This is a genomic window from Pseudomonas sp. Sample_10 (assembly GCF_004321495.1).
Taxonomy (GTDB): Bacteria; Pseudomonadota; Gammaproteobacteria; order Pseudomonadales; family Pseudomonadaceae; genus Aquipseudomonas.
The window spans coordinates 26,381-52,967 of record NZ_RCOE01000003.1 but is presented as its reverse complement, the minus strand read 5'-3'; the positions used below and the strand labels follow the sequence as shown (position 1 = coordinate 52,967).

The window sequence follows — 26,587 nt, the reverse complement described above, 5'->3', positions numbered from 1 at the left end:
CGGACATTTCCCAGACTATTGTAGGACGTTGCTTTATCTGCGAACCGGACGGCCAAGCGCCTGCTCAAAGCACGATTTCAGCAACTCCCGCCCATAAAAAAACCGGCCACTGGGGCCGGTCGATACATCGCTGAAAACAAGCTCAGCCCTGCTGCAACACCTTGAGCGCTGCCGACGCCAGAAAGCCCGAACGGCTTTTCTCTTCCGGGTGGTGCAGCACATATTCATCAATCCGGTTGAGCAGGTAGCCAGGAAGCGTGATGTTCAGCTTCTGGGCCTTGCCCAGGTATTTGGTCACGTCGATGTCCACCAGCGCCCAAGCACACCCTGCGTATTTCGGATCGGCTGCATGCAAGGTCACCTTGTTGGCGGGCGGAATGGGTGAACCGTCTTCGGCCAGAATCTCGAAATGACCTTCGATGGCTTCGCGTGCCATTGCCATCGCGTCATCCAGATCTTCCCCGGCGGAAAAACACCCCGGAATGTCAGGGACTTCAACGCCCCACGCGTGTTCATCGTTGCCCATTGAAATGGCAATTGGGTAAAGCATGTTCAGTGTCCTCCGAGGACTAGGCGCCTACCATTCGATCAAAGCAGCGCCTGTTGCAAAATACTGATGGCCGTTTTCTTGAGCAGATCTTTCTTCGGGTGAGGAACCGTCACCAACCCCGGCTTGGTCGGGTGCTTGAAGTGATGATGACTGCCCCTGATCCGTACCAGATACCAGCCGTCCGCAACGAGTTGGCCTATCAAGAATCGACTATTCACAACACCTCCTTGTGGTGTGCTTGTGGTTACTATACCTACTGAATTTTTGTAATCAACACTATAACCACCAAATCGTCCTGGTTTGGCGGTGTGCTGTGATAAAAGTCGAGTCTAGGAGGACGTGGCGGGAAGGGGATTATGCAACGCTGGATTTAAATGTTTTGTGTATTGCGAGGTTTTTCTACGAGTACGCTCGCAGGAAAACCAGAGATAAAAAAACCGGCCATTTGGACCGGTTTTGAGCGCTGCATCCCCTGTCACGCAACACCTGCAAGCAGACTTTCATAAGGGATTCGCAACCCGTCATGAAGGCGCTTGATCATCGACAGGCTCAGTTTACGCTTGCGATTCAGCACTTCCGACACGCGTCCGCTCGTACCGATGAAGGGTTCCAGATCACGAGGCGTCAGGCCTTGCTGATCCATGCGAAATTTTATCGCCTCAATTGGATCGGAAGGCGGCATCGGGTAATGCTCGTCTTCGTACTTTTCGATGAGCAGCGCAAGAATTTCCAGCTCATCGCCATCGGACGAGCCTACTTCCGCGCCCCATAGCTGCTCAACGCGGGCAAATGCCGCGGTCAGGTCCTCTTGGCTGCGAATGGGTTTAATGTTCATCATACGGTCTCCGCATTGATCTGATCGTACTGGGCGTGGGTGCCAACGAATCGTATGAAACCGAGTTGACGCTGGTAATCAATTGCCATGATCACCCGGTACTTATTTCCGCCGATGTTGAATACAACCCTGCCACCTTTGAGGATGCTTGCTGTCCTCAGCTCCGCTTTGACTTCTTGCGGCGTGCTGTAAACGGCCTTTTCCATGTGCCGATACCATTCAACCAGTGGTGTTTCGGAGTCAGCATAAGCTGAGCTGCTTTCCCAGAACTCGCGCAATGTCCCTTTCGCAATCACACGCACTGCATTTCCTCCCATTTTGGGAGATGGTAGTCGTCGCTTTAAAGAGATGCAATCTCTGATTTCCGGACCAAATCCGTTTAGAAGACAAAAAAAACGTTAACAAAACTTAGATCTTGCGCAAAAACGCTAATTTTCCGTCTATGGAAAATCGAACCAAATCGCGCCCACAAAAAAACCGGTCACAAAGGACCGGTTTTTTCCGTCTCTACATCCCCCGTCAAAACCCTCTCAACGTGAGACCAAAAATTCGATTGGAGCGGGTGAAGGGAATCGAACCCTCGTTATCAGCTTGGGAAGCTGGAGTAATGCCATTATACGACACCCGCTCAGAGCGGTGACTTTGTACCAGATGTGCGTGTGGAAATGAAGTTTTTCTTTGCGCGATACGGCTTTAGCGCAGGTGAAACACTACAAGGACCTGAGACGGTCATTCGCGGGCAAGCCTCGTTCCTGCGGAACCGGGCTTGCTCGCGATGACGCTGTTTCAGATGGCCAATGCATGGTGGTCCTGGACGTAGTGGTAACGCGGTCGGCTTTCGTGCTGCGCCGGCTTCAGGAACCCCATCAGTGCGTTGCGGCTGTCTCGGCAGGCGGCTTTGTGTTCCATGTCGAGAAAATGGCCGGTGGCCTCAAGGGTGGTGAAGGTGGCGTGTTGCACGTGGTTGGCGAACAACCGGGCGCCATCGGCGGCGGTGTATTCGTCCCATTCGCCGTTCATGAACAGCACCGGCACATTGATTTTCTCTGCCGCTTTGAAAAAGCACTGGCGGTCGCTGTGCAACAGATCGCTGATGTGGAAATGCATCTGCCCGTACTCGTGATCGGCCAGGCTGCTGACGTGCCTGTAGTTGAAGCGCTTGAACAACGTCGGCAGGTGTTTGCCGATGGTGCTGTTGACCAGGTTGCCGACCCGGTCGCCATCACGGCTGCCGAGGTAGTCCACACCGCGCTCGAGATAGTCGAGCATGTGCGCGTTGATCTCCGGCGAGAACGAGCTGATCACGGCTTTTTCGATGCGCCGTGGCCGTTGGGCGAGGGCGACGAGGGTCGCGGCGCCACCCCAGGAAAACGACAGCACGTGTTCGGCGGCGAAGTGGTCGATCAGCTCCAGGAGGATCTGCCCTTCGACTTCCTTGGTCAGCAATTTCTCATGCAGGTTGTGGGCTTTTGACTTGCCCGCGTAGGGCTGGTCGTAGCAGACCACATTGAATTGCGGATGGAGGTTTTTCACGGTTTGTGCAAACGACGCAGTCGTGGCCATCGAGCCGTTGACCAAGATAATGGTCTTCTCTGCGGCGTCTGCGCGATAGAACTCCGTGTAAACCCGATACTGACCCTGTATATCCAGCACAGCGATTTCTGGCCTCATGTCATAAGACTCCTGGCAAGCGGGTATGCGCGCAAAAGAGATTGCACGAGCTTTGTGACAGGTAGGCATATGCCTTGGAATTTGGAGGCCCATGTCGATCCAGTGCAGTCCGGTCGACGGGTATTGTTATTGGCGGGCAGTCTGCCGGGTGAGGCCGGAACCCAAGGGTCCCTACCGGCAAAAAGTTTCTTAGAAGTATGTTGTGACTCGTCGGTCACAATTCGGGCCGACGTCCTGATTCAAGCAGGGGTCACATCATTGCGCAAGTGCTTTGGTAAATTGTTCGACAACTTCTGCTGAGTGGTAGGCTGCTTAGATCGATTGGATCTCTTCGGCGCTTAAAGCGCGGTATTCGCCCGGTTTTAGCGAGGTGTCGAGTGCCAGCGGGCCCATGCGTTCGCGGTGCAGGCGCAGCACTTTGTTGTTGAAGTGGCCGAACATACGCTTGACCTGGTGATAGCGGCCTTCGACGATGCTCAAGCGTGCGCACTTTGGTGCGAGCAGCTCCAGTTCGGCGGGTTGGGTGGTGAGGTTTTCGAAGGCGAAGTACAGGCCTTCGTGGAATTTGATTGCGTATTCGGGGCCGATGTCCTGTTCGGTTTCAACGAAATAGACCTTCGGCAGTTTGGTCTGCGGTTGGGTCAGGCGTCGTGACCAGCTGCCGTCGTTGGTGATCAGCATCAGGCCGGTGGTGTTGAAGTCCAGGCGCCCGGCAATGTGCAGCTCGTCTTTGTCCGGCTCGTGGATCAGGTCGAGAACGGTCGGGTGTTGCGAGTCGCGGGTGGCGCTGACGCAACCGGCAGGCTTGTGCAGCATGAAGTGACGCAACGGTTTACCGGCTTGCAGTACGTCATTGTCGACTTCAACGCGGCTGAATTCACGGACCTCACTGTGTGGATCGCTGACGACTTTTCCGTCGATCCGCACGCGTTTTTCCACCAGCAACAGGCGCACTTGCTTACGGTTGAAGCACGACAGGTTGCTGAGGAAACGGTCGACGCGCATGTTTGAAAGTCGGCAAGAAAAGGGCCGCGCATCTTACTCGATCGGTCGAGCCGCTGCTTGCAACTGCAACTGCAACTGCGCCTCGACTTCGGCGCAGCGCGGGCACAGGCATGAAGCGTTGCGCAGTTCGGCCGGCAGTGCCTGGAGCACCGCCGGGTCGATACTGACGCCATAACACCAACACGCCCGATCGGCAGTTCGCGGATCGGCCAGGGTGCAGTCGTTGGGGGCGCCGCAAGCGGGGCACAGATCAGGCTGGTTCATAACGGGAGTGAGGCTTTTCCACGCAGGTTCGATTGCGGCCACTTTGTTTGGCCCGATACATCGCATGATCGGCCCGCGACAGCAGGGTGTGCAAGGTGTCGTTGGCTTGCAGGGTAGTCAGGCCGATGCTGACTGTCAGATGCAGCACGTTGCCGTTGTAGGCATAACGTTGCTGTTCCACGTGCCGGCGAATTTTCTCGGCGATTTTCAGACCCGTCTCAGCGTCGGTGTCCTTGAGCATCACGATGAATTCTTCACCGCCCCAGCGGCAGACAATGTCGGAATGCCGCAGACAGCTTTCCAGATCCCGCGCAAAGCCGATCAGCACCTGATCGCCGGCAAGGTGGCCGTAGGTGTCGTTCAGTGCCTTGAAGTGGTCCAGATCCAGCAGCAACGTCGTCAGCGGCTTCGGTTCGCGCTGAGCTTCGTGCATCGCTTGTGCAGCCAGCAGATCGAAGCCTCGGCGATTGGGCAACTCGGTCAGGCTGTCGAGGGTGGCCTGGGCCTGGATTCGGCTCTGATAGCGCTTGATCACCCGGTTGAGCAGGGTCAGCACGCTCAGGGTGACCACCAGGCAAATCAGCAGGTTGAGGTACAGCGAGCGACGGATGTCACTGAGGTCACCGTCTTCGAGTTTGTCGACGAACAGATACCAGTTCAGCTCCGGGATGAACCGCACGTTGAGGAAATGGCCCTGGCCCTGGCCGGAATATTCGTAGCTGCCGCTGTGGGGCTTGGGCAACTGGCTGACCAGGTTTTTCATGCTTTCAAGTTCGCCCAGAGGCTGCCCGGCCTGGGCGCCTTGCGGACCCCCTTCGGCACCGGTGAGTACCAGCCGCCCAAAGGTGTCGACGAAGTACACACTGCGCTGGTAATGCTGTTGGTACTTGTCGATCAGTTTTATCACGGCATCGACCGTGAGCCCGACACCGGCGGCACCGATGAAACGGTTGTTGTAGTCGTAGACTTTGTAGTTGATGAAGACGGTCAGGTTGTCCTTGTTGGCGAGGTCCGGGTCGACGTTGATCTCGTAGGGATCCTTCATGTCACGCACCCGAAAATACCAGGCATCTCGCGGTTCGGTGGCCTTGACCTGCTTGAGCACTCCTTTGGCGTGGTAGTAAGTCAGGCTGGTGTTGGAGACGAAAAACGCGGTGTAGGCGCCGTAGTGGGTCATGACCTCGTTGAGATAACGGGTCATTTGATCGGTGTCTTTTTCACCGTTGACCACCCAGTCGCGCATGAAGGTGTCACGGGACATCATCGAGGAAATAAGGATCGGTCTGACAAGGTCTTTCTGGATTTCCGAGTACACCGTATCGGAAGTCAGCGGCAGTTCGGTGTTGACGATGTTGTCGCGGATTGATGCCCGCGAGGCGTAGTAACTGAGGAATGACGTGGCCAGGAAACCTGCGCCCAGCAACCCGATCAGCGTGAGTATCAACCAGCGTTGAGAATACAGCGGCGAGCGGAGCGGCATGGCAATTCCATTGTCAGTAATCCGATGGCAGACATTCTAAGGGCTGTCGCCGAAAATAACTGCTCCATGTACGCCGCGAATGGTCGTTCCCACACAGTTGGAGGGTTTGATCGTTCCCACGCTCCGCGTCCCTTCGCCCCGGTGACGCGGAGCGTCACAGGAGCGTTCCCACGCAGAGCGTGGGAACGATCAGTCAGGCGAGGGTTTTCAGGTAGGCACGCCAGCCGCCCAGGTGGCTGATATTCACCGCCCCTTCCAGTCCATACGATTCGCAGATAAACCCGCTCTCCCAGCGACCATCCGCCAGTTGCACCTTGCCCAATCCCAGCGGCGCGGGAATCCCGATCAGGAATGAGCCAAGTTCACTGCTCGGCAATTCCCACACTTCGACGGCGATGGCCACGCCACCTTCCTTGACGCGGACCATGCCCGGACGAAACGGCGGGCCACCGGCCAGGGCGTAGAGTTGATAGTCGGGTGAGCTGGTCGTCGTTTCCACCCATCGAGCGCCGCGCTGCTTGAGCTGCCAGTTCAGCGCCAGCCCGTCCAGGTGTGCGCCGCAGACCACCAGCCGCGCACGATCATTGCGCGCCACGGATGTCGGAGCAGGGGCAGACAAACCCTGCTGGCGCTGCAAACCAGCGGCCACGCTCAACAGGTATTGATCGGTAAACGCCCGACCAAACAGCGTCACACCCCAAGGCAAACCGTTGCCCATGAAAGCGCTGGGCACGGCCACAGCGGCGTAGTCCAACAGGTTCATGAAATTGGTGTAGTAGCCCAGTTCGGAATTACGCTGGACTGGTTCGGCGGCGAGTCCTGCCAGTGTGACCGGGCGGCCGATGGTTGGCGTGATCACGCAGTCGAGATTTTCCAGCGCCTTGTCGCACAGGGCTTTCAACGCTTGCAGATGGTATTGGGCGCGGAAGGTTTGCACGCCACTGACAGCCGGGGCCTTGGCCAGCACGGCGCGGATCACCGGCAACACGGCCTCGGGATTTTGCGCCATCAACTCGCCGGCCACGCTGTAGCGCTCAGCCACCCAGGGGCCTTCATACAACAGGCGCGCGGCTTCAAGGAAGGGCGACAGGTCGAGCTCAACGGCTTCACCGCCCAATGCCTTGAGCTGATCGATGGCCTCGGCGAACAGCACCGGCCCCTCGGTGCAGCCGAAGAACTCCAGGTCTTGCGCCCGCGGCACACCAAAGCGGAACGGACGCACGACACCAAACGCCGAGCCGTCATTCCACAGCGGGTTGCTGCGGCTGTACTCATCCCTTGGGTCTAGTCGGGCGGTCAATGCCAGCAACTGACTGGCTTCGCGGGCGGTCGCGGTAAACGTGGTCACGCAGTCCAGCGTACGACAGGCCGGCACTACCCCGGCGGTGGAGATCAGGCCCTTGGTGGCTTTCATCCCGACCAGATTGTTCAGCGCTGCCGGGACGCGTCCGGAGCCTGCGGTGTCGGTGCCCAAGGCAAAACTCGCGACACCGAGCGCTACTGCCAACGAAGAACCGGCACTGGAACCGCCCGACGGATATTCCGGCAACACGCTGTTCGGGCACGCGCCATAGGGCGAACGACTGCCGTTGAGGCCGGTAGCGAACTGGTCGAGATTGGTCTTGCCCAGCGGCACCGCGCCCAGCGCCAGCAGTTGTTCGACGATAGTGGCCGAACGTTGCGGTACGTAGGCAAAGGCCGGGCAAGCCGCCGTGGTCGGAACGCCCGCCAGATCAATATTGTCTTTGATCGCGAACGGCACGCCGTACAGCGGCAGGCTGTCGATTTCTCGACCGTCGAGCGCGGCTAGATAGGGTTCCAGTTCTTCGACACTCAGCAAGTGGATGAACAGGTGGTAGTCCGGGTTCAGCGCTGCGGCTTTGTCCCGCAGGCTCAGCAGCAATTGCCGAGGTGTGGTGCTGCCGTCGCGGTAGGCGTTGCGCAGGGCGTCGAGTTGCAGATTGATGTTCATGGTGTGCGTCCTTTTCAAAATGGGTTCAGTCGAGTGCCAGCACCACGACGCGCTGTCCGGCGCGCACCGCCGAACCCGGTTGCACGCGGATCTCGCGCACCACGCCGGCCATCGGGGCGAGCAGGGGGATTTCCATCTTCATCGACTCCAGAATCACCAGCACATCGCCGGCTGCGACACGGCTGCCGGTTTCCACCTGAACCTGCCAGAGGTTGCCCGCGATGTGGCTGTCGACGCTCAGTTGGCCATCGTCCAGCGGTGCGTCTTCGATCACTTGCGGGGCCAGTTCCTCGCTATCGAAATGCGCCTGGCCGCTGGCGATCCAGCGCTCGCGTTCGGCATTGAAGGCGGCTTGTTGCTGGTCGCGAAAAGCATTGATGGTCTCGGCTTCCTGTGCCAGAAACGCCTGGTAATCCGCCAGGTTCAGCTGGCTGTGCTCGATGTTCAGATCGAAACGCCCGAGAGGGAAATCCCGGCGAATGCGCAGCAGTTCATCGGAGCTGACCGGGTAGAAACGGATCTGGTCGAAGAAGCGCAGCAGCCACGGTTTGCCGTCGAACGCGGCGACCTCGCGGTAGCGGTTCCACATCTGCAACGTGCGCCCGACGAACTGATAACCACCGGGGCCTTCCATGCCGTAAACGCACATGTAGGCGCCGCCGATACCCACCGAGTTCTCGGCGGTCCAGGTACGGGCCGGGTTGTACTTGGTGGTGACCAGGCGATGGCGCGGATCGAGCGGGGTGGCGACCGGTGCGCCGAGGTAAACGTCGCCCAGGCCCATCACCAGATAGCTGGCGTCGAACACCGTGCGTTGCACTTCATCGAGGTTCGGCAGGTCATTGATACGGCGGATGAACTCCAGATTGCTCGGGCACCACGGCGCGTCCTTGCGCACGGTGGTCATGTACTTCTCGATCGCCAACTGGCACGCCGGATCGTCCCAGGACAGCGGCAGATGGACGATGCGCGACGGCACTTGCAGGTCCTTGGCGGCGCACACCGCGTCCCATTCACCGGCGACGATGCCGAGCAGGTCGGACAGCGGCAGTTGTTCGGGTTGATAGTGGATTTGCAGGGAACGGATGCCGGGTGTCAGGTCGATCACACCGTGCAAGTCTTGGCTTTCCAGCGCCTGCATCAAGGCGTGGGCGCGGAAACGCAGGACGAGGTCGAGTTCGGGGGCGCCGATCTCAAGCAGCAAATGCGTGTCGCCCGACAAACGCGCGACCAGTCGGGTATCGTCCTGGCCAAGATCCAACACCACTGGCGACACAAGACCCTGTGGGAGCACTTGGCCTGTGGCGAGCGAGCAAGCTCCCTCGCCACAAAGGCTTTGTGTTGCCAATTGACGGGCGGTCTTGAGGTCGACGGGTAGAAACTGCACCTTGTCCCCAGCCTTCAATTGCCCCAACTGCCAAAGATCGGCCTCGATCACCGTCACCGGGCAAACAAACCCACCGAGGCTCGGGCCATCCGGGCCGAGGATCACCGGCATGTCCCCGGTGAAATCCACCGCACCGATGGCGTAGGGATTGTCGTGAATGTTCGACGGGTGCAGACCCGCCTCGCCACCGTCGGCCCGCACCCATTGCGGCTTCGGCCCGATCAGGCGCACGCCGGTGCGGCTGGAATTGAAATGCACTTCCCACTGCGTAGCGAAGAAGGTCTCGATGTAGTTCTCGGTGAAATATTCCGGGGCTCCGTGGGGGCCGTAGATCACACGGATCTGTCGCACGGCTGGCAACGCGGTGACGAGTTCCTCAGTCAGTTGGTGACCGACGCTGAGGTCGCTCAGCGCCGGAACATGCAACACGTCACCGGCCCGCAGGGCACGACCGCCATGGCCGCCGAACTGGCCGAGGGTGAAGGTGCTTTTGCTGCCCAGATAATCCGGCACTTGCAGGCCGCCGCGCAGGCACAGGTAGCTGCGGGCACCGGCGCCGGCGATGGTGCCGAGACTCAAAGTCGCCCCTGCGGGGATCAGCAACGCCGTGTTCATCGGCACGCTTTCACCGTTCAACGTCAATGGAATCACAGCCCCGGTCACGGCGATCACGGCTGCGCAGTTGAAGCGCAGCAACGGCCCGCTCATGGTGATTTCCAGTGCCGCTGCGCCTTCGTCGTTGCCCAGCAAGCGGTTGCCCAGACGCAATGCACGACTGTCCATCGGTCCCGACGGCGGTACGCCGACAGCCCAGTAGCCGAGGCGGCCGGGATAGTCCTGGACACTGGTCTGGGTGCCGGCGCTGATGACTTCGAAAGTGTTGGCCTGATAAACCAGGCCTTCCAGGCAACGGGTCCATGGCTGGCCGCTGGCGAAGGGGGTATCGAGCAGAATCTGCCGCAGATAATCGCGGTTGGTCTCCACGCCATACAGTTGGCTTTCGCCGAGGGCTTGATGCAAATCGGCACGGGCTTCTTCGCGAGTCGGCGCCCAACTGATGACCTTGGCGATCATCGGGTCGAAGTAGGGCGGGATCTCGCACCCGGCCTCGACCCACGTGTCGATGCGCAGTTGTATGCCGTTGGCCGAAGGGAAATCCACCGCAGTGAGCAAGCCCGGGCTCGGCTGGAAATCCCGTCCCGGATCTTCCGCATACAGCCGCGCCTGGATCGCGTGACCCTCAGGTTTCAAGCCGTGCATCAGCTCGCTCAACGGCGGTAAATCACCGGCCGCCAGTTGCACCATCCAGCGCACCAGATCGACGCCCCACACCTGTTCAGTGACGCCGTGCTCTACCTGCAAGCGAGTATTCACTTCCAGGAAATAGAAGCGTTGGGCGTCGCTGTCGAAGACGAATTCCACGGTGCCGGCGCTGCGGTAACTCACTGCTTTGGCCAGTTTGATCGCGGCGGCACAGAGTTCATCGGCCATGCCGTCCGGCAGGTTCGGTGCCGGGGTTTCTTCGAGGACTTTCTGGTTGCGCCGCTGTACCGAGCAGTCACGTACACCGAGGGCGATCACTTCACCACAACCATCGCCGAACACTTGCACTTCCAAGTGGCGGGCACGCTGGATGTACTTCTCGATGAACACACCGGCATCGCTGAAATTGTTCTGCCCCAGGCGTTTGACCGCTTCGAAGGACTCGCTCAACTCGGCTGCACTGCGGCACACCCGCATGCCGATGCCGCCACCGCCGGCGGTGCTTTTGAGCATCACCGGGTAGCCGACCTGTTCACCGGCGAGCAGGGCGGCGTCGAGGTTGTCGAGCAGTTCGGTGCCTTCGAGCATCGGCACGCCGTGTTGTCTGGCCAGTGCACGGGCGGTGTGCTTGAGGCCGAACACCCGCAGTTGCTCTGGCGTCGGGCCGATGAAGGCGATGTCGGCGGCTGCGCAGGCTTCGGCGAACGCAGCGTTTTCCGACAGAAAGCCATAGCCGGGATGGATCGCCGTGGCGCCCGTGGATTTGGCGATGGCGAGGATTTTGTCGACCGCCAGATACGTGCCGGCGGCGGCACCTTCGCCGAGGCTGTGGGCCTCATTGGCTTGCAGGATGTGCAGGCTGGCTGCATCGGCTTCGGAGTAAACGGCAACGCCCTGGACGTGCAGTTCGCGCAGGGTACGCAGGATGCGACAGGCAATGGCGCCACGGTTGGCGATCAGGACTTTTTCGAACATGGCATAACCCCTGAAGGGGATGCGGGCCGTCCCGCAGTTTTTCGATAAGCGCCGAGGTCGTCCCCAGCGGCAGAATCAATTCTCTTCAGACCAGCACCGACTCCTGTGGGAGCTGGCTTGCCAGCGATAGCGATGGGTCAGTCGCCATCAATGTGCAGTGTGTTGGCCTCATCGCGGGCAAGCCCGCTCCCACAGTGTTAGCGGTGGTCTGGAGATTTCAGGCACTGCCCGGAACGGGCCTGGCACAGGGCAAACAACCAACGGCGCAACCGCGAAAATTTCAGTTCCATACCAGCAGCTCCGCAGGGGTCGGGTTGTAGGCGTTGCACGGGTTGTTCAGTTGCGGGCAGTTGGAGATCAGCACGATCACGTCCATCTCGGCACGCAGATCGACGTATTTGCCTGGTGCGGAAATCCCGTCTTCGAAGGTCAGCCCGCCGTCGGCGGTGACCGGTACATTCATGAAGAAATTGATGTTCGGCCCGATGTCGCCCTTGCCCAGTCGTCCGTCGTGGACGCAAGCGCGCAGGTAGTTGTCGCGGCAGCTGTGCATGTAGCGTTTTTCCAGGGCGTAACGCACGGTGTTGCTCTCTTGTGCACACGCGCCGCCGAGGGTGTCATGACGCCCGCAGGTGTCGGCGACGATGGTCAGCATCGGCTTGCCGAGGTTGGAGTACAGCACGCTGCCGGTACTCAGGTACACGCTGTTCTGCCGGCGCAGGGTGCGCTGTACGTCGTAGCGTTCCCTGGGGTTGGCAACGCTGTAGAACAGAGTATCGACCGCCTGGTTGCCTTCGAGGTCGAGAATGCGCAAGGTCTGGCCGGCCTTGACCTCCATCAGCCAGGGTTCACCGGCGGGGATGGTGGCGCGGTAGATCGCGTTTTCCGGCTGCTTTTCAGTGTTGATGAGAGCGAGTGACATGGCAGCGATCCTCAGGCAAACAAACGGTCGGTGTTGATGAAGCCGCGCTCGTTTTCCGGGCGCGAGGTGCGGCAGTGTTCGGCGACGCTGGGATCGGCGTTCATCCAGCTCAGCTTCAGTGGTTTCGGTGCGTACTCGGGCGAAGGGTCCATCGGATGTTGCAGCGCGGTGAGCACCACCAGCGTGTCCATCGGTGCGTACAACTCGATGTAATCGCCGGCCCTGGAATTGCCCTCGACAAAGTGGAAGCGCCCGCCGTCATCGACGTTGACGCGACTGAACAGGTTGAGGGTCATCAGCAAGTCCGACAGGCCCAGACCCCATTTGCCCAGTTCCACCAACAGGTTGTCGGTGCCGTTGCGGAAGAAGCCGTTGCGCAGTTCCTGGTAGCGCCCGGCGCCGTATTTTTCCGCGACTTCTTCAGCACAGAGAACGCCGCCGAGACTGTCGCTCCAGCCGCAGGTGTCGGCGGTGATGGCGGCCAGCACGCGGCCCATGTCCGAATACAGGCAATGACCGGCGGTGAGCTTGGCGGTGTGCTGGCATTTGAGGCTGTCGGGCAGATTCAGGCGCTCGGTTTTTTCGTTGGCGTTGAGCAGCGTCAGGCTGACGTTGGCGCCGCCGCGAAGGTCGGTCAGGCGCAGCAGTTGGCCGCGCTTCAGGACAAAGGAGCGATGACCTCCACCGGGGAGCATTTCTTCGGCGAAGGGCGGGAACAGTTGGGTCGAATCAGTCATGTGGAAGTCCTCTCAAGCGGTTCGAAGCGCGCTTGCCAGTTGCACCGGCAAGGCATCGACGGCGGCACGGGTGGTGCGGCGGTCAGTGTTCAAAGGGATGTCGTAGGTGATGCGGGCGCCATAAGCGCCTGGGGCATGCGGATCGAGGCGGACCTTGTCGAAGACCAGCAAGCGGGTGCCGAGGCTGAAGCCTTCGCTCAGGTCGTGGGTGACCATGAATACGGTCAGTTGCGTCTCGCGCCACAGCTCCAGCAGCAAGGCGTGCATGTCTTTGCGGATGCCCGGATCGAGTGCGCCGAAGGGTTCGTCGAGCAGCAACACCCGGGGCTTCATGATCAGCGCTTGGGCGATGGCCAGGCGTTGCTGCATGCCACCGGAGAGCTGCGCCGGGTACTTGTCCAGCGAGTGCCCGAGACCAACTTTGTGCAACAGCACGGCGGCTTGCTCGCGGGCAGCCTTTTTGGCGCTGCCGAACAAACGCCCCAGCAAGGGCGAGCGGGGCAGTTCGAGGCCTAGGGCAACGTTGTCCAGCACGTTCAAGTGTGGGAACACCGAGTAGCGCTGGAACACCACGCCACGGCTGGCATCCGGCTCACCGGCCAAGGCCTGGCCATCCAGCAGGATTTCGCCGCGACTGGCTTTTTCCTGGCCGAGCAGCAAGCGCAGGAACGTCGATTTACCGCAACCGGACGCGCCGACCAACGTGCAGAACTCACCCTCACTGACGCTCAGGTTCAGGCCTTCGAGCACCACCTGATCGGCGTATTGCTGCCAGACATTTTTAACCGTGATGAAGCTCATGCGCGCGCTCCTTCGTACCAGGGGAAAGCGCGTTGGGTCAGGCGTTTCAGAGCCCAGTCCATCAGCCAGGCGAGCAGGGTGATCCACACCACGTAGGGCAGGATCACGTCCATTGCCAGGTAGCGGCGCACCAGGAAAATCCGGTAGCCCAGACCGTCGGTCGAAGCGATGGCTTCGGCCGCAATCAGGAACAGCCACGCCGAACCGAGCATCAAGCGCAACGAGATCAGCAGCCGTGGCAGCAATTGCGGCAGTACCACCCGCAGCATCAAGGTCCAGGTCGAAGCGCCGAGGGTCTGGGCCTTGATCAGCAGTTCCACGGGGATTTCCCGGGCGCGTTGTTCCAGGTCCCGGGCCAGTGCCGGGGTGATGCCGATCACGATCAGCATCACTTTCGACAACTCGCCCAAGCCGAAAACGATGAACAGGATCGGCAGGATCGCCAGCGGTGGCACCATCGACAACACCGTCAGCAATGGCGACAACGGCGCCCCGAACAGCGGCAGGGTGCCCGCCGCGATGCCCAGGCACAGCGCGGCCACGGCGCTGATGCCCAGGCCGATGGCCAGGCGACGCAGGCTGGAGGCGGTGTCTTGCCACAGCAGGTAGTCGCCGGTGCGGCTGTCAGCGGCGAAGGCCAGGCGTTTTACCGCATCGGTCATTTGCACGGCGCTGGGCAGCAGCTTGTCATTGGGGTTGTCCGCCAGTCGCTCGGCCGACCCCATGAAGTAGGCGAACAGCACCAGGGCGAATGGCAGGATCACCAGCAACAGGCGACTCGGGCGATCCGGGTGACGATTGATCAGGCGCATGGCCAAGTCCTCTTTTTACAACTTGGCGTCAGCGGCCATCTGCACGTAGCTGGGGTCGAAACGCAGCTTGAGGTTGCCCTTGTCGCCGCTGGTCACGCCATTGGCGAAGGCCATGCCGACCGCGCTGGTGTCCTTGGCGCCTTCACCCAGCAAGCCGTGCTGGAAGGAGAACTCGGCGACCTTGCGCATGGTTTCCGGCAGTTGCTTGCTGGTGCTGAAGGCCAGGGCTTCTTGCGGGGTGGCGAACAATTTGGTGGTGTCCAGTTGCGCCTGGAAACCCGCAAGGTCGGTGCCCGAAGCCTTGGCCATGTGCTCAAGGGCAGCCTTGCCGGCGGCGTTTTTCGCGTTCATCAGCTCGACCACTTCGAACCAGGCGCCGGTCAGGGCTTTGCCCAAGGCCGGGTTGTCTTTGAGGGTGGTGCTGTTGACCACCATCATGTCCATGATTTCCCCGGGGATCTGACTGGAGTTGAAGACTTCGGTCACCGCAGGTTTGGCCTTGATGTCCGAGAGCATCGGGTTCCAGGTGGTGACGGCGTTGACCTGATCGGTGTTGAAGGCCGCCGAGATATCGGCGTCCGAGGTGTTGACCACTTTCAGGTCTTTCTCGGTGAGATCCACCGAATCCAGGGCCCGGGCCAGCAGGTAGTGGGACACCGAGAGCTCGACCAGATTGACGTCCATGCCCTTGAGGTCGGCGACTTTCTTGCCTTCGCCTTTAAGCACGATGCCGTCGTTGCCGTTGGAGAAATCGCTGACGATCAGCGCGGTGCTGTCGACGCCGCCAGCGGCCGGAATGGTCAGCGCATCCATGTTGGTCATGGTGCAGCCGTCGAACTGGCCGGCGGTGTACTGGTTGATGGATTCGACGTAGTCGTTGAGCTGCACCACATCGATCTTGATGCCGTACTTCTTCGCCCATTTATCGACGATGCCTTGGCTGCCGGCGTATTCCCAGGGCATCCAGCCGGCATAAATCGTCCAGCAAACGCTGAAGTGGTCTTTCTGGGCGGCCTGGGATTGGCTGCTGAGCAACGCTGCAAACGCGGCGGCGAGCAAGGCGGGGAAACGTAGTCGGGACATTTCGGAATCTCCAGTTGATAAGGGCGGGCAGGAGTCAACGCGGCACCGCGAACGGTGGCTTGTCTCCCGGGCTTTTGTCCCGCCGTGTAACCTCAACTGGAGGTCGCCAACTCTCGGACCAGTCACTCGCACTTGCGAGCCGGAACCCTAGTCAGCCATTTGCAAATTGTGGTGCCGCGAACCTGTGATGACTCCTGCACGCGATTGCTAAAGCGAGACCCGTGCCAAGTCCGTAGAAGGCCTCTAGCGTGGGGGCGTGCAACATCTACGGTGAGTGCGCGAGGGGCGGGCTGCTTTGAGATGGTGCGTCGATGCACTGAGATGTGGCGCGGGCGGCCGCTGATCCGAAGGTCACTGCAATCCGGCACTCGGTGAGGGAATTTCAGTCAAAACAGGAGTCAGTCGGGCCTGCTCCGATTGTGGGTCTTTCAGGAGGCCGCCATGTTTCGTCGACTGTTGCTCGGTGCATTTTTGGGGCTCGGGTTGACCGGTTGTTATTACTACACCGGCTCCTACGACGTGTACTCCTCGCCTTATTACTACCCTGGTTATTCACCTTATTCCTACTATTACGGCCCACGCTATTACTACGGCGGTCCGCGCTTCTATGGTGGCTACCGCTATTACTACTGGGGCGGGCACGGGCCTCGGCATTACGGCGGTGGATATCGCCATGGTCACTACTAATCAGCCCGTGAATGGATGAAAAACCTTTCATCGGGCAGATGTTTCAACTTGTTGCTGGGACGCACCGGATTCGGAATTCGATGTCTGATCTTTCGACAGTCGCCGAATCATTGACTGTCGCCCGCCAGCGTCGCTGGTGCGGCTCACTCGCGGTCCAGGAGGCCGCTATGCTCTGTCTAAAAATGCTGCGTCGAGTGCTTTTGATTGCTGTGTCGGGCTTATCCCTGGGTGCATGCGTGCCTTATTCCGATGGAGGCGTCAGCTACTACAGTTCCGAGGTGTATACCTCGCCAGCGCCGGGCTACTACGCCGGGGGCGATCGTTACTATTCCAATGGCGGTTATTACTCGCCACCCGCCCGTTACTACGCGCCTCCTGCGCGATATTACAAACCAACGCCGCGCTATTACTCGCAGCCGCGGATCTACCAACCCGCACCGCGCTACTACCAGACGGCGCCGCGCCACTATCAGTCGCGCCCCGACTACCGGGCGCATCAGAGTCATGGCTGGGATGGCCGCAACCGTGGTGGTTGGGATGGACGTGACCGTGGTGGCTGGGACAGCAATAATCGGGGCCATGGCGGGCGTAACGACAACTATCGCGGTCGAGGTGACCATAACGGGCGCGGTGATCGGGACGGCCGGGGCAATCACCGCTGATCATTGCGTCTAATGAGAAAATCTGTGGGAGCAAGTTCGCTCCCACAGTTCGTTCAGAACTGGGAAAGATCCGCCAACGGATGCCGCCCCTCCCAAGCCTTGTGGAAGTGCGCTTCCACCACCGTTTCAGGCACGTTATTGATGTCCGGCCAGTGCCAGTGCGGTTTCTGGTCCTTGTCGATCAACCGCGCGCGTACGCCTTCGCTGAACTCCGGATGCCGGCAGCAGTTGAGGCTTAGCGTGTATTCCATCTGAAAGACTTCGGCCAGTGACAGATGTCGGGCGCGGGCGATCTGTTCCCAGACCAGGTGAGCGGTCAGAGGTGAGCCTTCGCTCATGGTCCGGGCGGCGCGACTGAGCAACGGATCGGCGTCATCACGCAATGGGCTGACCGCCTTCCATGCGCAGCGCACATCACTGACATCCAATAATTCATCGATGCGCTGGCGCCGCGGCAGCCACTGAGGCTCGGGCATTTGCGCAACGGCTTCCTGCTGCAAGGCCTTGAGCAGACTGTTTAGTTGCATCGGCGTCTGTTCCTGCCAGTTCAATTGCAGCAGACCTTCGATCAAATCTGCCTGCTGTTCATCGAGCAGGAAGCGATCGGCCAGGTCCAGATCAATCGCATCGCGCGCGTTCATGTGGGCACCGGTCAGGCCGAGAAACAATCCGAGCTTGCCCGGCAGGCGCGACAGGAACCAACTGGCGCCTACGTCGGGGTACAGGCCGATGGTGATTTCAGGCATGGCCAGTCGACTGCTCGGCGTGACAATACGAATGCTCGCGCCCTGCAGCAGGCCCATGCCGCCGCCGAGCACATAACCATGGCCCCAACAGATCAACGGTTTTGGATAGGTGTGCAGGCTGAAGTCCAGGCGATATTCCGCTGAGAAGAAGTTCGCGGCCAGAGGCGGCACTTCGCCCGGATGGGCCCGGCAGGCATCTACCAGGCTGCGTACCTCGCCGCCGGCGCAAAAGGCTTTGGCACCGTTGCCACGCAGCAGCACGCAAACGATTTGTGGCTCTTTGGCCCAGGCATCCAGTCGGTCGCGCAAGGCGTTGATCATGGGCAAGGACAGTGCGTTCAGCGACTTTTCGGCATCCAGTGTCGCAACGCCGATGCGGGCGCCGTCGGTGCCGGTGAGTTCTTCGAAGTGCAGATTCATCGTGACCTCGATCGGGAATTTGAGGGTTAAGTATGATCGCTGTGTAGGAAAGTGCCGGATCTGTGTCAGATCAATTGACAAGCGAGGTGTGCTTTCCTAGGGTTCGCCCCATTGTTTTTGCCGGATGTAACCATGACTGCTGACGACCGTATCAAACTCGAACCGAGCTGGAAGGAGGCCTTGCGTGCCGAATTCGACCAGCCCTACATGACGGAGTTGCGAAACTTTCTGCAACAGGAGCGGGCGGCCGGCAAGGAGATCTATCCACCGGGTCCGATGATTTTCAACGCACTCAATTCCACGCCGCTGGACAAGGTCAAAGTCGTGATTCTCGGCCAGGACCCGTACCACGGCCCGGGCCAGGCCCATGGTTTGTGTTTCTCGGTGCAACCGGGCGTACCGGCGCCGCCCTCGCTGGTGAACATCTACAAAGAGTTGAAGCGTGACCTGAACATCGACATCCCCAACCACGGTTATCTACAGAGTTGGGCCGAGCAGGGCGTACTGATGCTCAACACCACCATGACTGTCGAGCGCGCCAACGCCAATGCGCACAAGGACAAGGGCTGGCAGTTTTTCACCGATCGGATCATCGAAGTGGTCAGCCAGCAGCAGCCGCACCTGGTGTTCATGCTGTGGGGCGCTCATGCGCAGAGCAAACAGAAGCTGATCGACGCCACCAAACATCTGGTGTTGACCTCGGTGCACCCGTCTCCGCTGTCGGCCTATCGCGGGTTTCTTGGTTGCGGGCACTTCAGCCGAACCAACAAGTTTCTCGAGCAGAATGGCGAGACGCCGATCGAGTGGCGGTTACCGCCAATTTGATGATTGCCCCATGGGCCCTTGTGGCGAGGGAGCAAGCTCCCTCGCCACAGGTCCATCAGTCTGAATCCGGGTTTCGGTTCCAATACTTGAACAACGGCTCCGCCAGAAACAACACAAACAACAACCGCATCACCTGCATCGCCGTCACCAGCGGCACCGACAATTGCAGGGTCTCCGCCGTCAGGCTCATTTCGGCAATCCCGCCCGGCATCATGCCCAACGTCAGCGAACGCAGATCCAGGTGGGTCAGCGCACTCAAGCCCAGTGCCGCTGCCGTGGCGATCAACATGGTCAGCACCGTGCCGATCAAGGTCCGGCCCATGAATGAAGGCGCGCGACGGAAAAACTGCCGGTTGAAGTGACAGCCCAGACCGCTGCCGATCAACCATTGGCCGATCTGGCTGCCGCCGTTGGGCAAGCCGATGTGCAAATCCCAACCGATACTCACCGCCGCACTGACCAGCAACGGTCCGAACAGCCACGGATTGGGTTGACGCAGGCGCTCCCAAATCCAGGCGGCCAACGCTCCTGCGGGAAACAGAATCGCCAGCCAGCGCCAATCGATGCTGCCAGCGTGGGAAATCGGCGCACCGTCGCCCATCAGGTATTTGAACGCTGCCGGGACACACAGTACGACGACCAGCACGCGCAAGCTTTGTCCCGCCGCAACACGGCTGAGCACTGCGCCGTTGCGGGCGCCGAGGTTGACCATCTCCCCGGAGCCGCCCGGCATGCTGGAGAAAAATGCGGTGGCGCGATCTTCACCGGTACGCCGCATCAACCAGACACCGACCACGGCCGACAGGCTGGTCACCAACGCACCAAAGAAAATCAAACCGAAATGACTCAGTACCTGTTCCATCACCACCGGGGTGAAGTGCAGGCCAATACCGATGCCGACGATCCACTGGCCGCACTTGCGTCCGCCAGGGATTTCGGCCAGTTGCCACGGCGTCAGGCAGCGCACGAGGATGATCGCCAGCAACGAGCCGACCATCCACGGCAAAGGCCAGCCGACCTGACTGGCGAGATAACCGCCCAGCAGGCCGACCAGCGGGGTTCCCCACCAAAGCTTGAAGGGGGACCGATCAGACATCGGCGATAGCGCGTTGCGCAACGGAGCGCTTGCGCCAGATGCGTACAATCGGCACCAGCAACATGACCACGATCAACCCCCAGACACCGACGGTGATACCGCTCGACCAGAGAATATCCAGCGAACCGTTGGAAATCGACAAAGCCCGACGAAGATTCTGCTCCATCAAACCACCGAGGATGAAACCCAGCAAAACCGGCGATAACGGGAAGTCCAGCTTGCGCAGGATGTAACCGAAAATACCGATGCCGATCATCAGGAACAGATCGAAGGTCGTGGCGTGTACGGCGTACACGCCAATGGCGGTGATGATGGCGATCATCGGCACCAGCGCCCAGTTCGGTACGGCAAGGATTTTGGTGAAGATGCGAATCATCGGGATGTTCAGGATTACCAGCATGATGTTGGCGATGAACAAAGAAGCAATCAGCCCCCAGACGATGTCCGGTTGCTGCTGAAACAGCAGCGGGCCGGGCGTGATGTTGTACAGCGATAGCGCGCCAATCATAACTGCCGTGGTGCCCGAGCCGGGAACGCCAAGCGTCAGCATCGGCACCAGAGCACCGCAAGCCTCTGCGCCAATGGCGGTTTCCGGTGCAGCCAGGCCACGCTTGTCGCCTTGACCGAATTTTCCGCCGGGGCCTGCGATGCGTTTCTCGGTCATGTAGGCCACGGCGCTGGCCAGCGTCGCACCAGCCCCCGGCAGCACGCCCATGATGAAGCCGAGCACCCCGCAACGCATGTTCACCCAGAACACCGAAGCGGCTTCCTTGAAGTTGAACAGCATCCGGCCGGTCGCCTGGAAGGCTTCCTGGCCACGGTGGGTTTTTTCCAGCAGCAACAGGATTTCGCTGATGGAGAACAGACCCAGCACCAGCACCACGAATTGAATGCCGTCGGTGAGGTGGATGTTGTCGCCGGTGAACCGGTACACACCGCTGTTGGCATCAATGCCGACGGTCGACAGGAACAGGCCGATCAGCGCCGCGATAAACGTCTTGAGCGGCCGATCACCCGCCATGCCGCCAAGGCAGACAATCGCAAACACCATCAGCACGAAGTATTCCGCGGGGCCGAAGGCGATCGCCCACTTCGCCAGCATCGGCGCGAACACCACCATCCCGCAGGTGGCGATGAAGGCGCCGATGAACGAACTCCATGCCGATAGAGACAAGGCCACTCCGGCCAGACCCTGGCGGGCCATCGGATAGCCATCGAGGGTGGTCATGACGGTCGAGGCTTCGCCCGGAATGTTCAACAGGATCGAACTGATCCGACCGCCATATTCGCAACCCAGGTAAACCGCCGCCAGAAGGATCAGTGCCGACTCTGGTGGCAGACCCAATGCAAACGCGATCGGGATCAGTAGCGCCACCCCGTTGATCGGACCCAGGCCGGGAAGCAGACCGACAACGGTGCCAATCAATGTGCCGCTCAGTGCAGTCACCAGGTTGTAAGGGGTTAGCGCGACACCGAAGCCGTGACTCAAATAACCAAGCGTATCCATATCAGTTCTCCAGAACGTCGAGCAGGCCCAGTGGCAGTGGCACGTCCATGACTTTGTCGAACAGCAGGTACAGGCCGACGCTCATCAAGCTGATGATGACTGCTCCCGGCAACCAGCGTCCGCCGTACAGGCGGGCCAGCGGAATCCCAACCAGCATGCTGCTGAGGATGAAGCCCAACGGTTCGAACAGCCCGGCGAAAACCAGCAGCAACAGCACGCAGACAGCAATCTTGGTCAAGGTCTCGCGATCCATCGGCGGATCTTCATCGGTGTGCTTGATTGGCGAGGGGCGATACACCATGTAAACCAGCGCCAGGCCCATCAGCCCGAGCATCAACAGCGGAAAGGCCCGCGGGCCGATCGGCTCGTAGGAAAAAGGTGCCTGATAAGGTAGGGCCATCGCCACCAGGCTCAGGCAGACCAGCAACAGCACCGAAGCAAAAATGCGTTGTAAGAGCATGAGGAACTCCTGTGCCGCGATTCCGCCAAACGGAGTCGCGGCCACTAGACAGAGGCGATCACTGGATCAGGCCGAACTCTTTGGCCAGCACTTTGTAGTCCGCAACTTGCTTCTTCACGTAGGTGTCCAGTTCCGGGCCGGTCATGGCGAACGGGAACAGCTCACGCTGATCGCGCAGCTTGGCGAACTCGGGTGAAGCGAGCAGTTTGTCGAAGGAGTCCTTCCACCAGGCGTAGTCTTCGTCGCTGACTTTCGGCCCCAGGTAGAAACCACGAACCACTGGCCAGACGATGTCGTAGCCTTGTTCGCGAGCGGTAGGAATGTCCTTCATTTCCGGCTCGTCCAGGCGCTTGTCGGAGAACACCGCCAGCAGGCGCATGTCGCCGCTCTGGATGTGCGGCATGGAGTCGGAGATGTCGGTGCTGCCGACCTGGATGTGACCACCGAGCAGGGCGGTGGCGATTTCTCCGCCGCCTTCGAGGGCGACGTAACGCAGGTCACGCGGGTTGATCCCGGCGGCTTTGGCGATCAGCGCGGTTTGCATCCAGTCCTGGCTGCCCACGGTGCCGCCGGAACCGATCACCACTTTGCTCGGATCTTTTTTTAGAGCCTGCACCAGATCGTCGAGCGTCTTGTAGGGCGAATCGCTTTTCACCGCGATGGCACCGTAGCTGGTGCCGACAGCGGCGAGCCAGCGCACATTGGTTTCATCGAAACGCCCGAACTTGCCTTGTGCCAGGTTCAATAGCGAACCACTGGACCATGCCACCAGCGTGCCGGCATCGGCCGGGCGTTGGGCGACCACCGCGTTGTAAGCAACCGCGCCGACACCGCCGGGCATGTAGGTCACACGCATGGGCTTGGTCAGCAATTTTTCATTGACCAGCGCGCTCTGTGCCAGTTTGCAGGTCAGGTCGAAACCACCACCCGGGGAGGCCGGAGCGATGCATTCCGGACGTTTGGGTTCGGCCATCAGTTGACCGGCGAACAGCATGCAGCTGGCGGCGAGGGCGAGACGGCGCATTGATCGATTCATTTTTGTCTCCACAGGAGTTTTTGTTTTTGGGGATGATTCAGGTGCGGCAGTTACGCGCCGTGCAGCCGGGTTCGACGCTGGCGAAGGTATACGATGGGGAGTGAGCGATGGGGCGGGGCGTGCAAGCCTGATGTTGGTTCGACAACATGATTGGGTACCTCGGTTATTGTTCTTATTGTCGAAAACGCATCGAGGCGTTTTTCGGGAGCTACATTTCAAAGCACGATTGGATGGCAGGCAGACGAAACCATCCGTCGCCCGACTCTAACGGCCCAACCTTTCGCTAACCTTTCAGAAGACTTTCACGGTTGTTCAGGCTTCACAGCGACGGATGCCGCTGTAAACTCCGCGCCAAAGAATGGTGTCGACCATCCCTGAATGAGGAAAAGATCCATGCGTGTTCTGCTCGTCGAAGACCATCTGCAGCTCGCCGAAAGTGTCGCCCAGGCGCTCAAGAGCACCGGTTTGACCGTGGATGTGCTGCACGACGGCGTGGCGGCCGATCTGGCGTTGGGCAGCGAGGAATACGCCATGGCGATCCTCGATGTCGGATTGCCGCGCATGGACGGCTTCGAAGTCCTCGCACGCTTGCGCGCAAGGGGCAAGAATCTGCCGGTGTTGATGCTGACGGCGCGCAGCGACGTGAAGGATCGGGTGCATGGCCTCAACCTTGGCGCCGATGATTACCTGGCCAAACCGTTCGAGTTGACCGAGCTCGAAGCGCGGGTCAAGGCCCTGCTGCGCCGCAGTGTGCTGGGTGGTGAACGCCTGCAACGCTGCGGCGTGCTGGCCTACGATCTGGAGACCCGGCGCTTCACGCTCGCCGAGGAGCTGCTGACCCTGACCTCGCGCGAGCAAGCTGTGCTTGAGGCACTGATCGCCCGTCCGGGGCGGGTGATGAGCAAGGAGCAACTGGCCTCCCAGGTGTTCGGCCTCGACGAAGAGGCCAGCCCCGACGCCATCGAAATCTATGTGCACCGTTTGCGCAAAAAACTCGACGGCCAACCGGTTGCCATCGTGACCTTCCGCGGCCTCGGCTATTTGCTGGAAAGCCGCGATGCATAAACCCAGCAGTCTGCGCTGGCGGTTGCTGTGGAATCTGGCATTGCTGCTGGTGGTATTGATGCTGGCCAGTGGTTTGAGCGCGTACTGGAACGGTCGCGAGGCCGCCGATACCGCCTATGACCGAACGCTGCTGGCCTCAGCGCGGACCATCGCTGCGGGTCTCTCCGAGCGCGATGGCTCTCTGAGTCTCGACGTGCCCTACGTGGCCCTCGACACCTTCGCCTACGACAGTGCCGGGCGGATTTTCTATTTGGTCAACGATATCCATCAAAACCTGATTTCCGGCTACGAAAACCTTCCGGCTCCTCCGCCCGGAACCCCGCGCACCGATGATTACCCGGCGCTGGCGCGGTTCTATAACGCGACGTATAGGGGGCAGAACGTGCGGGTCGTCAGCCTGCTCAAGGCTGTCAGCGAACCTAACATGAACGGCATGGCGGAAATCCGCGTGGCGGAAACCGATGAAGCGCGGGTAAGCATGGCTCGCAGCCTGGCGGCAGACACTTTGCTGCGTCTGGGCATGTTGGCCGTCGGGGCGCTGATGATCGTCTGGTTCGCGGTGAGCGCCGCACTACGTCCGCTGGAGCGCTTGCGCACGGCGGTCGAGGAGCGTCAGCCCGATGATCTGCGGCCGTTGCCGCTGGTTGAAGTGCAACACGAATTGTGGCCGTTGGTGCGTGCGCTCAATCACTTTACCGAACGTCTGCGTGGACAATTCGAGCGACAGGCGCAATTCATTGCCGATGCCGCCCATGAGCTGCGCACCCCGTTGGCGGCGCTCAAGGCGCGGCTTGAGCTGGGCTTGCGTTCGGACAAGCCACAAACCTGGCGCAGCACACTGGAAACCGCGGCGCAGGGCACAGATCGCCTGACTCATCTGGCTAACCAACTGCTCTCGCTGGCGCGGGTCGAAAACGGTGCCCGGGCGATTGCCGAGGGCGGCGCGCAATTGCTCGATCTCAGTCAATTGGCGCGAGAGCTTGGCATGGCCATGGCGCCGCTGGCCCACAAACGCGGCGTAGCGCTGGCGCTGGAGGCGGACGAGCCGGTCTGGTTGCGTGGGGAGCCGACCCTGCTTAACGAGTTGTTGAGCAATCTGGTGGACAACGCACTGGCCCACACGCCGCCGGGCGGCAACGTTATTTTGAGAGTCTCGGCACCAGCGGTACTGGAAGTCGAGGACGATGGCCCCGGAATACCTCTGGCTGAGCGCGAGCGAGTATTCGAACGTTTTTATCGACGCAACCAGCAAGTGGCCGGATCAGGTTTGGGACTGGCGATTGTCGGCGAGATCTGTCGCGCACACCTGGCGCAGATCAGCCTGCATGATGGTGAGCATGCAGGGTTGAAAGTTCGGGTGAGTTTCATTGCCGGGGAGTGATGGCATCTGTTCTGGAGTGTTCGCGGGCAAGCCTCGCTCCTGCAAGACGGTGGAAATCGTGTAGGAGTGAGGCTTGCCCGCGCAGCTTTCAGTAAAACATCGAGCGCGTTTCTTCCAAATCAGCACACATAGCCTTGTTGTCCGGATCGATCCCGAGTTTGACGAAGGCCGGAACGCTGAAAGGATCGATGCGTGAAATCGGGTGATCGGTATCTTTGTGGCAATACAGGCTGGCAACTTGCACCAAGTCGACATAATCGATCTGGGCTGATTGGCGCTTGAAGTTCTGATACAGCAGTGGCACCTGTACCAGCAATTCCGGAAACTCCCAGACCCTCAGAAGTTTGTCGCCGAGCAGCGGATGAATGCGCTCGATCACATGGTTGAGGCTGACCGGATCGGACAACAGTTCGTAGTGGTCTTCGGCATACGTCAGGATCGGCAACACACCTATTTGATGCACCAGTCCGCCAAGGGCTGCCTGATCGGGTTTGAGCTGGGTGTAGCTGCGGCACAGCGCATAGCTGACGCCGGCGATTTCCAGGCTCTTGCGCCAGACATCGCGCATTTTCTGTTCCACCACCTCGGAGCGGGCATGGAAAATCTGCTCCATGACCAGGCCAATCGCCAGGTTGCTGCTGTAGTTGATGCCCAGGCGGGTGATTGCCGTGTGCAGATCAGTGACTTCCTGGGTTGCGCGTAGCAGCGGGCTGTTGACCACTTTGATCAGGCGAGCCGACAGCGCCGTATCACGGCCGATGACTTTGCTCAAACTGCTGATACTGATTTCCGGGTCTTCAGCGGCCTTGCGAATCTGCAACGCCACTTCCGGTAATGTCGGCAGAACCAGGTCATCGTTATCGATGGCCTCAACCAAATCCTGTTGGACCTTTTCCGCCAGCTCAATCATTTAGTTTCTCTAGGTGTCGCAAAAAAGTACTGCGT

At 60.1% G+C, this 26,587-nt stretch carries 26 protein-coding genes, 1 tRNA gene and 1 riboswitch; of the genes, 5 read left to right on the top strand and 22 right to left on the bottom strand.

From position 1 onward, the window contains the following. Positions 1-142 precede the first annotated feature (142 nt). The 16 genes from D8U18_RS00325 to D8U18_RS00245 form a co-directional block, all read right to left on the bottom strand. Positions 143-550 (bottom strand): type II toxin-antitoxin system HicB family antitoxin, encoded by a 408-nt coding sequence (locus D8U18_RS00325; protein ID WP_131106774.1) that lies wholly within the window; start codon positions 548-550, stop codon positions 143-145. A gap of 38 nt (positions 551-588) precedes the next feature. Further along, complete coding sequence (locus D8U18_RS00320) at positions 589-768, bottom strand: type II toxin-antitoxin system HicA family toxin (RefSeq protein ID WP_085710214.1); 180 nt, start codon at positions 766-768, stop codon at positions 589-591. A 257-nt stretch (positions 769-1,025) separates the two neighbouring features. Further along, positions 1,026-1,385, bottom strand: a complete 360-nt coding sequence (locus tag D8U18_RS00315) for a hypothetical protein (protein ID WP_056856047.1) — start codon at positions 1,383-1,385, stop codon at positions 1,026-1,028. Continuing rightward, on the bottom strand, positions 1,385-1,687 hold the full coding sequence (locus D8U18_RS00310) for a type II toxin-antitoxin system HigB family toxin (RefSeq protein WP_056856046.1): 303 nt from the start codon (positions 1,685-1,687) through the stop codon (positions 1,385-1,387). The genes D8U18_RS00315 and D8U18_RS00310 overlap by 1 nt, the downstream gene beginning before the upstream one ends. A 252-nt stretch (positions 1,688-1,939) precedes the next feature. Beyond that, positions 1,940-2,013 (bottom strand) — tRNA-Gly (locus tag D8U18_RS00305). Positions 2,014-2,171: 158 nt separating this feature from the next. Continuing rightward, the gene (locus tag D8U18_RS00300; protein ID WP_131106773.1) at positions 2,172-3,056 is read right to left on the bottom strand and encodes an alpha/beta hydrolase; all 885 of its coding nucleotides are present in this window, start codon (positions 3,054-3,056) and stop codon (positions 2,172-2,174) included. Positions 3,057-3,368: 312 nt separating this feature from the next. Continuing rightward, complete coding sequence (locus D8U18_RS00295; RefSeq protein WP_131106772.1) at positions 3,369-4,061, bottom strand: pseudouridine synthase; 693 nt, start codon at positions 4,059-4,061, stop codon at positions 3,369-3,371. Between the two features lie 33 nt (positions 4,062-4,094). Beyond that, the gene (locus tag D8U18_RS00290) at positions 4,095-4,325 is read right to left on the bottom strand and encodes a cysteine-rich CWC family protein (protein ID WP_131106771.1); all 231 of its coding nucleotides are present in this window, start codon (positions 4,323-4,325) and stop codon (positions 4,095-4,097) included. Further along, the gene (locus D8U18_RS00285) at positions 4,312-5,805 is read right to left on the bottom strand and encodes a sensor domain-containing diguanylate cyclase (RefSeq protein ID WP_130906100.1); all 1,494 of its coding nucleotides are present in this window, start codon (positions 5,803-5,805) and stop codon (positions 4,312-4,314) included. Before D8U18_RS00285 ends, D8U18_RS00290 begins: the two co-directional genes overlap by 14 nt. 193 nt (positions 5,806-5,998) lie before the next feature. Then, positions 5,999-7,777, bottom strand: a complete 1,779-nt coding sequence (gene atzF / locus D8U18_RS00280) for an allophanate hydrolase (protein ID WP_131106770.1) — start codon at positions 7,775-7,777, stop codon at positions 5,999-6,001. A 25-nt stretch (positions 7,778-7,802) separates the two neighbouring features. Continuing rightward, entirely contained in the window at positions 7,803-11,402 is a 3,600-nt protein-coding gene (gene uca, locus D8U18_RS00275; protein ID WP_131106769.1) for an urea carboxylase, read from the bottom strand. A 280-nt stretch (positions 11,403-11,682) separates the two neighbouring features. Continuing rightward, a complete protein-coding gene (locus D8U18_RS00265) occupies positions 11,683-12,324 on the bottom strand; it encodes an urea amidolyase associated protein UAAP2 (protein WP_130906103.1) in 642 nt (213 codons plus the stop codon). Positions 12,325-12,335: 11 nt separating this feature from the next. Further along, on the bottom strand, positions 12,336-13,061 hold the full coding sequence (locus D8U18_RS00260; RefSeq protein ID WP_130906936.1) for an urea amidolyase associated protein UAAP1: 726 nt from the start codon (positions 13,059-13,061) through the stop codon (positions 12,336-12,338). A 12-nt stretch (positions 13,062-13,073) separates the two neighbouring features. After that, complete coding sequence (locus tag D8U18_RS00255; protein WP_131106768.1) at positions 13,074-13,862, bottom strand: ABC transporter ATP-binding protein; 789 nt, start codon at positions 13,860-13,862, stop codon at positions 13,074-13,076. Then, the gene (locus D8U18_RS00250; RefSeq protein WP_056856036.1) at positions 13,859-14,674 is read right to left on the bottom strand and encodes an ABC transporter permease; all 816 of its coding nucleotides are present in this window, start codon (positions 14,672-14,674) and stop codon (positions 13,859-13,861) included. Before D8U18_RS00250 ends, D8U18_RS00255 begins: the two co-directional genes overlap by 4 nt. 15 nt (positions 14,675-14,689) lie before the next feature. Continuing rightward, positions 14,690-15,757: a putative urea ABC transporter substrate-binding protein gene (locus D8U18_RS00245; protein ID WP_056856035.1), complete on the bottom strand. Its 1,068-nt coding sequence runs from the start codon at positions 15,755-15,757 to the stop codon at positions 14,690-14,692. 61 nt (positions 15,758-15,818) lie between these two features. Then, a riboswitch (guanidine-I (ykkC/yxkD leader) is annotated at positions 15,819-15,919 on the bottom strand. Positions 15,920-16,198: 279 nt separating this feature from the next. Between D8U18_RS00245 and D8U18_RS00240 the strand changes: the two genes are divergently transcribed. Together D8U18_RS00240 and D8U18_RS00235 are read left to right on the top strand one after the other, a co-directional pair. Next, positions 16,199-16,444: a hypothetical protein gene (locus D8U18_RS00240; RefSeq protein WP_131106767.1), complete on the top strand. Its 246-nt coding sequence runs from the start codon at positions 16,199-16,201 to the stop codon at positions 16,442-16,444. A gap of 167 nt (positions 16,445-16,611) precedes the next feature. After that, entirely contained in the window at positions 16,612-17,106 is a 495-nt protein-coding gene (locus tag D8U18_RS00235; RefSeq protein WP_056856033.1) for a hypothetical protein, read from the top strand. A gap of 53 nt (positions 17,107-17,159) precedes the next feature. Here the strand turns inward: D8U18_RS00235 and D8U18_RS00230 are convergent, their stop codons facing one another. After that, positions 17,160-18,272, bottom strand: a complete 1,113-nt coding sequence (locus D8U18_RS00230; RefSeq protein WP_131106766.1) for an enoyl-CoA hydratase/isomerase family protein — start codon at positions 18,270-18,272, stop codon at positions 17,160-17,162. Between the two features lie 132 nt (positions 18,273-18,404). Here D8U18_RS00230 and ung point away from each other — a divergent pair, with 132 nt between their 5' ends. After that, on the top strand, positions 18,405-19,097 hold the full coding sequence (gene ung, locus D8U18_RS00225) for a uracil-DNA glycosylase (protein ID WP_056856031.1): 693 nt from the start codon (positions 18,405-18,407) through the stop codon (positions 19,095-19,097). Between the two features lie 55 nt (positions 19,098-19,152). Here the strand turns inward: ung and D8U18_RS00220 are convergent, their stop codons facing one another. From D8U18_RS00220 to D8U18_RS00205, 4 genes are read right to left on the bottom strand one after another with little or no spacing between them, the layout of a single operon-like run. Then, positions 19,153-20,193 carry an AbrB family transcriptional regulator gene (locus D8U18_RS00220; RefSeq protein ID WP_130906109.1) on the bottom strand — a complete coding sequence of 347 codons (1,041 nt, stop codon included), beginning with the start codon at positions 20,191-20,193 and terminating at the stop codon, positions 19,153-19,155. Continuing rightward, positions 20,186-21,700, bottom strand: coding sequence for a tripartite tricarboxylate transporter permease (locus tag D8U18_RS00215; protein ID WP_056856029.1), 1,515 nt, complete (start codon positions 21,698-21,700; stop codon positions 20,186-20,188). The genes D8U18_RS00220 and D8U18_RS00215 overlap by 8 nt, the downstream gene beginning before the upstream one ends. A 1-nt stretch (position 21,701) precedes the next feature. After that, positions 21,702-22,160, bottom strand: coding sequence for a tripartite tricarboxylate transporter TctB family protein (locus D8U18_RS00210; RefSeq protein ID WP_056856028.1), 459 nt, complete (start codon positions 22,158-22,160; stop codon positions 21,702-21,704). A gap of 58 nt (positions 22,161-22,218) precedes the next feature. Further along, positions 22,219-23,196, bottom strand: coding sequence for a tripartite tricarboxylate transporter substrate binding protein (locus D8U18_RS00205; protein WP_056856027.1), 978 nt, complete (start codon positions 23,194-23,196; stop codon positions 22,219-22,221). A gap of 393 nt (positions 23,197-23,589) precedes the next feature. Between D8U18_RS00205 and D8U18_RS00200 the strand changes: the two genes are divergently transcribed. Continuing rightward, on the top strand, positions 23,590-24,261 hold the full coding sequence (locus D8U18_RS00200; protein WP_056856026.1) for a response regulator: 672 nt from the start codon (positions 23,590-23,592) through the stop codon (positions 24,259-24,261). Beyond that, positions 24,254-25,642: a sensor histidine kinase gene (locus D8U18_RS00195; RefSeq protein ID WP_131106765.1), complete on the top strand. Its 1,389-nt coding sequence runs from the start codon at positions 24,254-24,256 to the stop codon at positions 25,640-25,642. Before D8U18_RS00200 ends, D8U18_RS00195 begins: the two co-directional genes overlap by 8 nt. 88 nt (positions 25,643-25,730) lie before the next feature. Here the strand turns inward: D8U18_RS00195 and D8U18_RS00190 are convergent, their stop codons facing one another. Then, positions 25,731-26,552, bottom strand: coding sequence for an HDOD domain-containing protein (locus D8U18_RS00190; protein WP_056856024.1), 822 nt, complete (start codon positions 26,550-26,552; stop codon positions 25,731-25,733). Between the last annotated feature and the right edge of the window lie 35 nt (positions 26,553-26,587).

Bases quoted from the DNA above. Each gene is read 5' to 3' on its own strand.
- D8U18_RS00325 (WP_131106774.1), bottom strand. From the start codon at position 550: ATGCTTTACCCAATTGCCATTTCAATGGGCAACGATGAACACGCGTGG.
- D8U18_RS00315 (WP_056856047.1), bottom strand. From the start codon at position 1,385: ATGAACATTAAACCCATTCGCAGCCAAGAGGACCTGACCGCGGCATTT.
- D8U18_RS00300 (WP_131106773.1), bottom strand. From the start codon at position 3,056: ATGAGGCCAGAAATCGCTGTGCTGGATATACAGGGTCAGTATCGGGTT.
- D8U18_RS00295 (WP_131106772.1), bottom strand. From the start codon at position 4,061: ATGCGCGTCGACCGTTTCCTCAGCAACCTGTCGTGCTTCAACCGTAAG.
- D8U18_RS00290 (WP_131106771.1), bottom strand. From the start codon at position 4,325: ATGAACCAGCCTGATCTGTGCCCCGCTTGCGGCGCCCCCAACGACTGC.
- D8U18_RS00285 (WP_130906100.1), bottom strand. From the start codon at position 5,805: ATGCCGCTCCGCTCGCCGCTGTATTCTCAACGCTGGTTGATACTCACG.
- atzF (WP_131106770.1), bottom strand. From the start codon at position 7,777: ATGAACATCAATCTGCAACTCGACGCCCTGCGCAACGCCTACCGCGAC.
- uca (WP_131106769.1), bottom strand. From the start codon at position 11,402: ATGTTCGAAAAAGTCCTGATCGCCAACCGTGGCGCCATTGCCTGTCGC.
- D8U18_RS00265 (WP_130906103.1), bottom strand. From the start codon at position 12,324: ATGTCACTCGCTCTCATCAACACTGAAAAGCAGCCGGAAAACGCGATC.
- D8U18_RS00260 (WP_130906936.1), bottom strand. From the start codon at position 13,061: ATGACTGATTCGACCCAACTGTTCCCGCCCTTCGCCGAAGAAATGCTC.
- D8U18_RS00255 (WP_131106768.1), bottom strand. From the start codon at position 13,862: ATGAGCTTCATCACGGTTAAAAATGTCTGGCAGCAATACGCCGATCAG.
- D8U18_RS00250 (WP_056856036.1), bottom strand. From the start codon at position 14,674: ATGCGCCTGATCAATCGTCACCCGGATCGCCCGAGTCGCCTGTTGCTG.
- D8U18_RS00245 (WP_056856035.1), bottom strand. From the start codon at position 15,757: ATGTCCCGACTACGTTTCCCCGCCTTGCTCGCCGCCGCGTTTGCAGCG.
- D8U18_RS00240 (WP_131106767.1), top strand. From the start codon at position 16,199: ATGTTTCGTCGACTGTTGCTCGGTGCATTTTTGGGGCTCGGGTTGACC.
- D8U18_RS00235 (WP_056856033.1), top strand. From the start codon at position 16,612: ATGCTCTGTCTAAAAATGCTGCGTCGAGTGCTTTTGATTGCTGTGTCG.
- D8U18_RS00230 (WP_131106766.1), bottom strand. From the start codon at position 18,272: ATGAATCTGCACTTCGAAGAACTCACCGGCACCGACGGCGCCCGCATC.
- ung (WP_056856031.1), top strand. From the start codon at position 18,405: ATGACTGCTGACGACCGTATCAAACTCGAACCGAGCTGGAAGGAGGCC.
- D8U18_RS00220 (WP_130906109.1), bottom strand. From the start codon at position 20,193: ATGTCTGATCGGTCCCCCTTCAAGCTTTGGTGGGGAACCCCGCTGGTC.
- D8U18_RS00215 (WP_056856029.1), bottom strand. From the start codon at position 21,700: ATGGATACGCTTGGTTATTTGAGTCACGGCTTCGGTGTCGCGCTAACC.
- D8U18_RS00210 (WP_056856028.1), bottom strand. From the start codon at position 22,160: ATGCTCTTACAACGCATTTTTGCTTCGGTGCTGTTGCTGGTCTGCCTG.
- D8U18_RS00205 (WP_056856027.1), bottom strand. From the start codon at position 23,196: ATGAATCGATCAATGCGCCGTCTCGCCCTCGCCGCCAGCTGCATGCTG.
- D8U18_RS00200 (WP_056856026.1), top strand. From the start codon at position 23,590: ATGCGTGTTCTGCTCGTCGAAGACCATCTGCAGCTCGCCGAAAGTGTC.
- D8U18_RS00195 (WP_131106765.1), top strand. From the start codon at position 24,254: ATGCATAAACCCAGCAGTCTGCGCTGGCGGTTGCTGTGGAATCTGGCA.
- D8U18_RS00190 (WP_056856024.1), bottom strand. From the start codon at position 26,552: ATGATTGAGCTGGCGGAAAAGGTCCAACAGGATTTGGTTGAGGCCATC.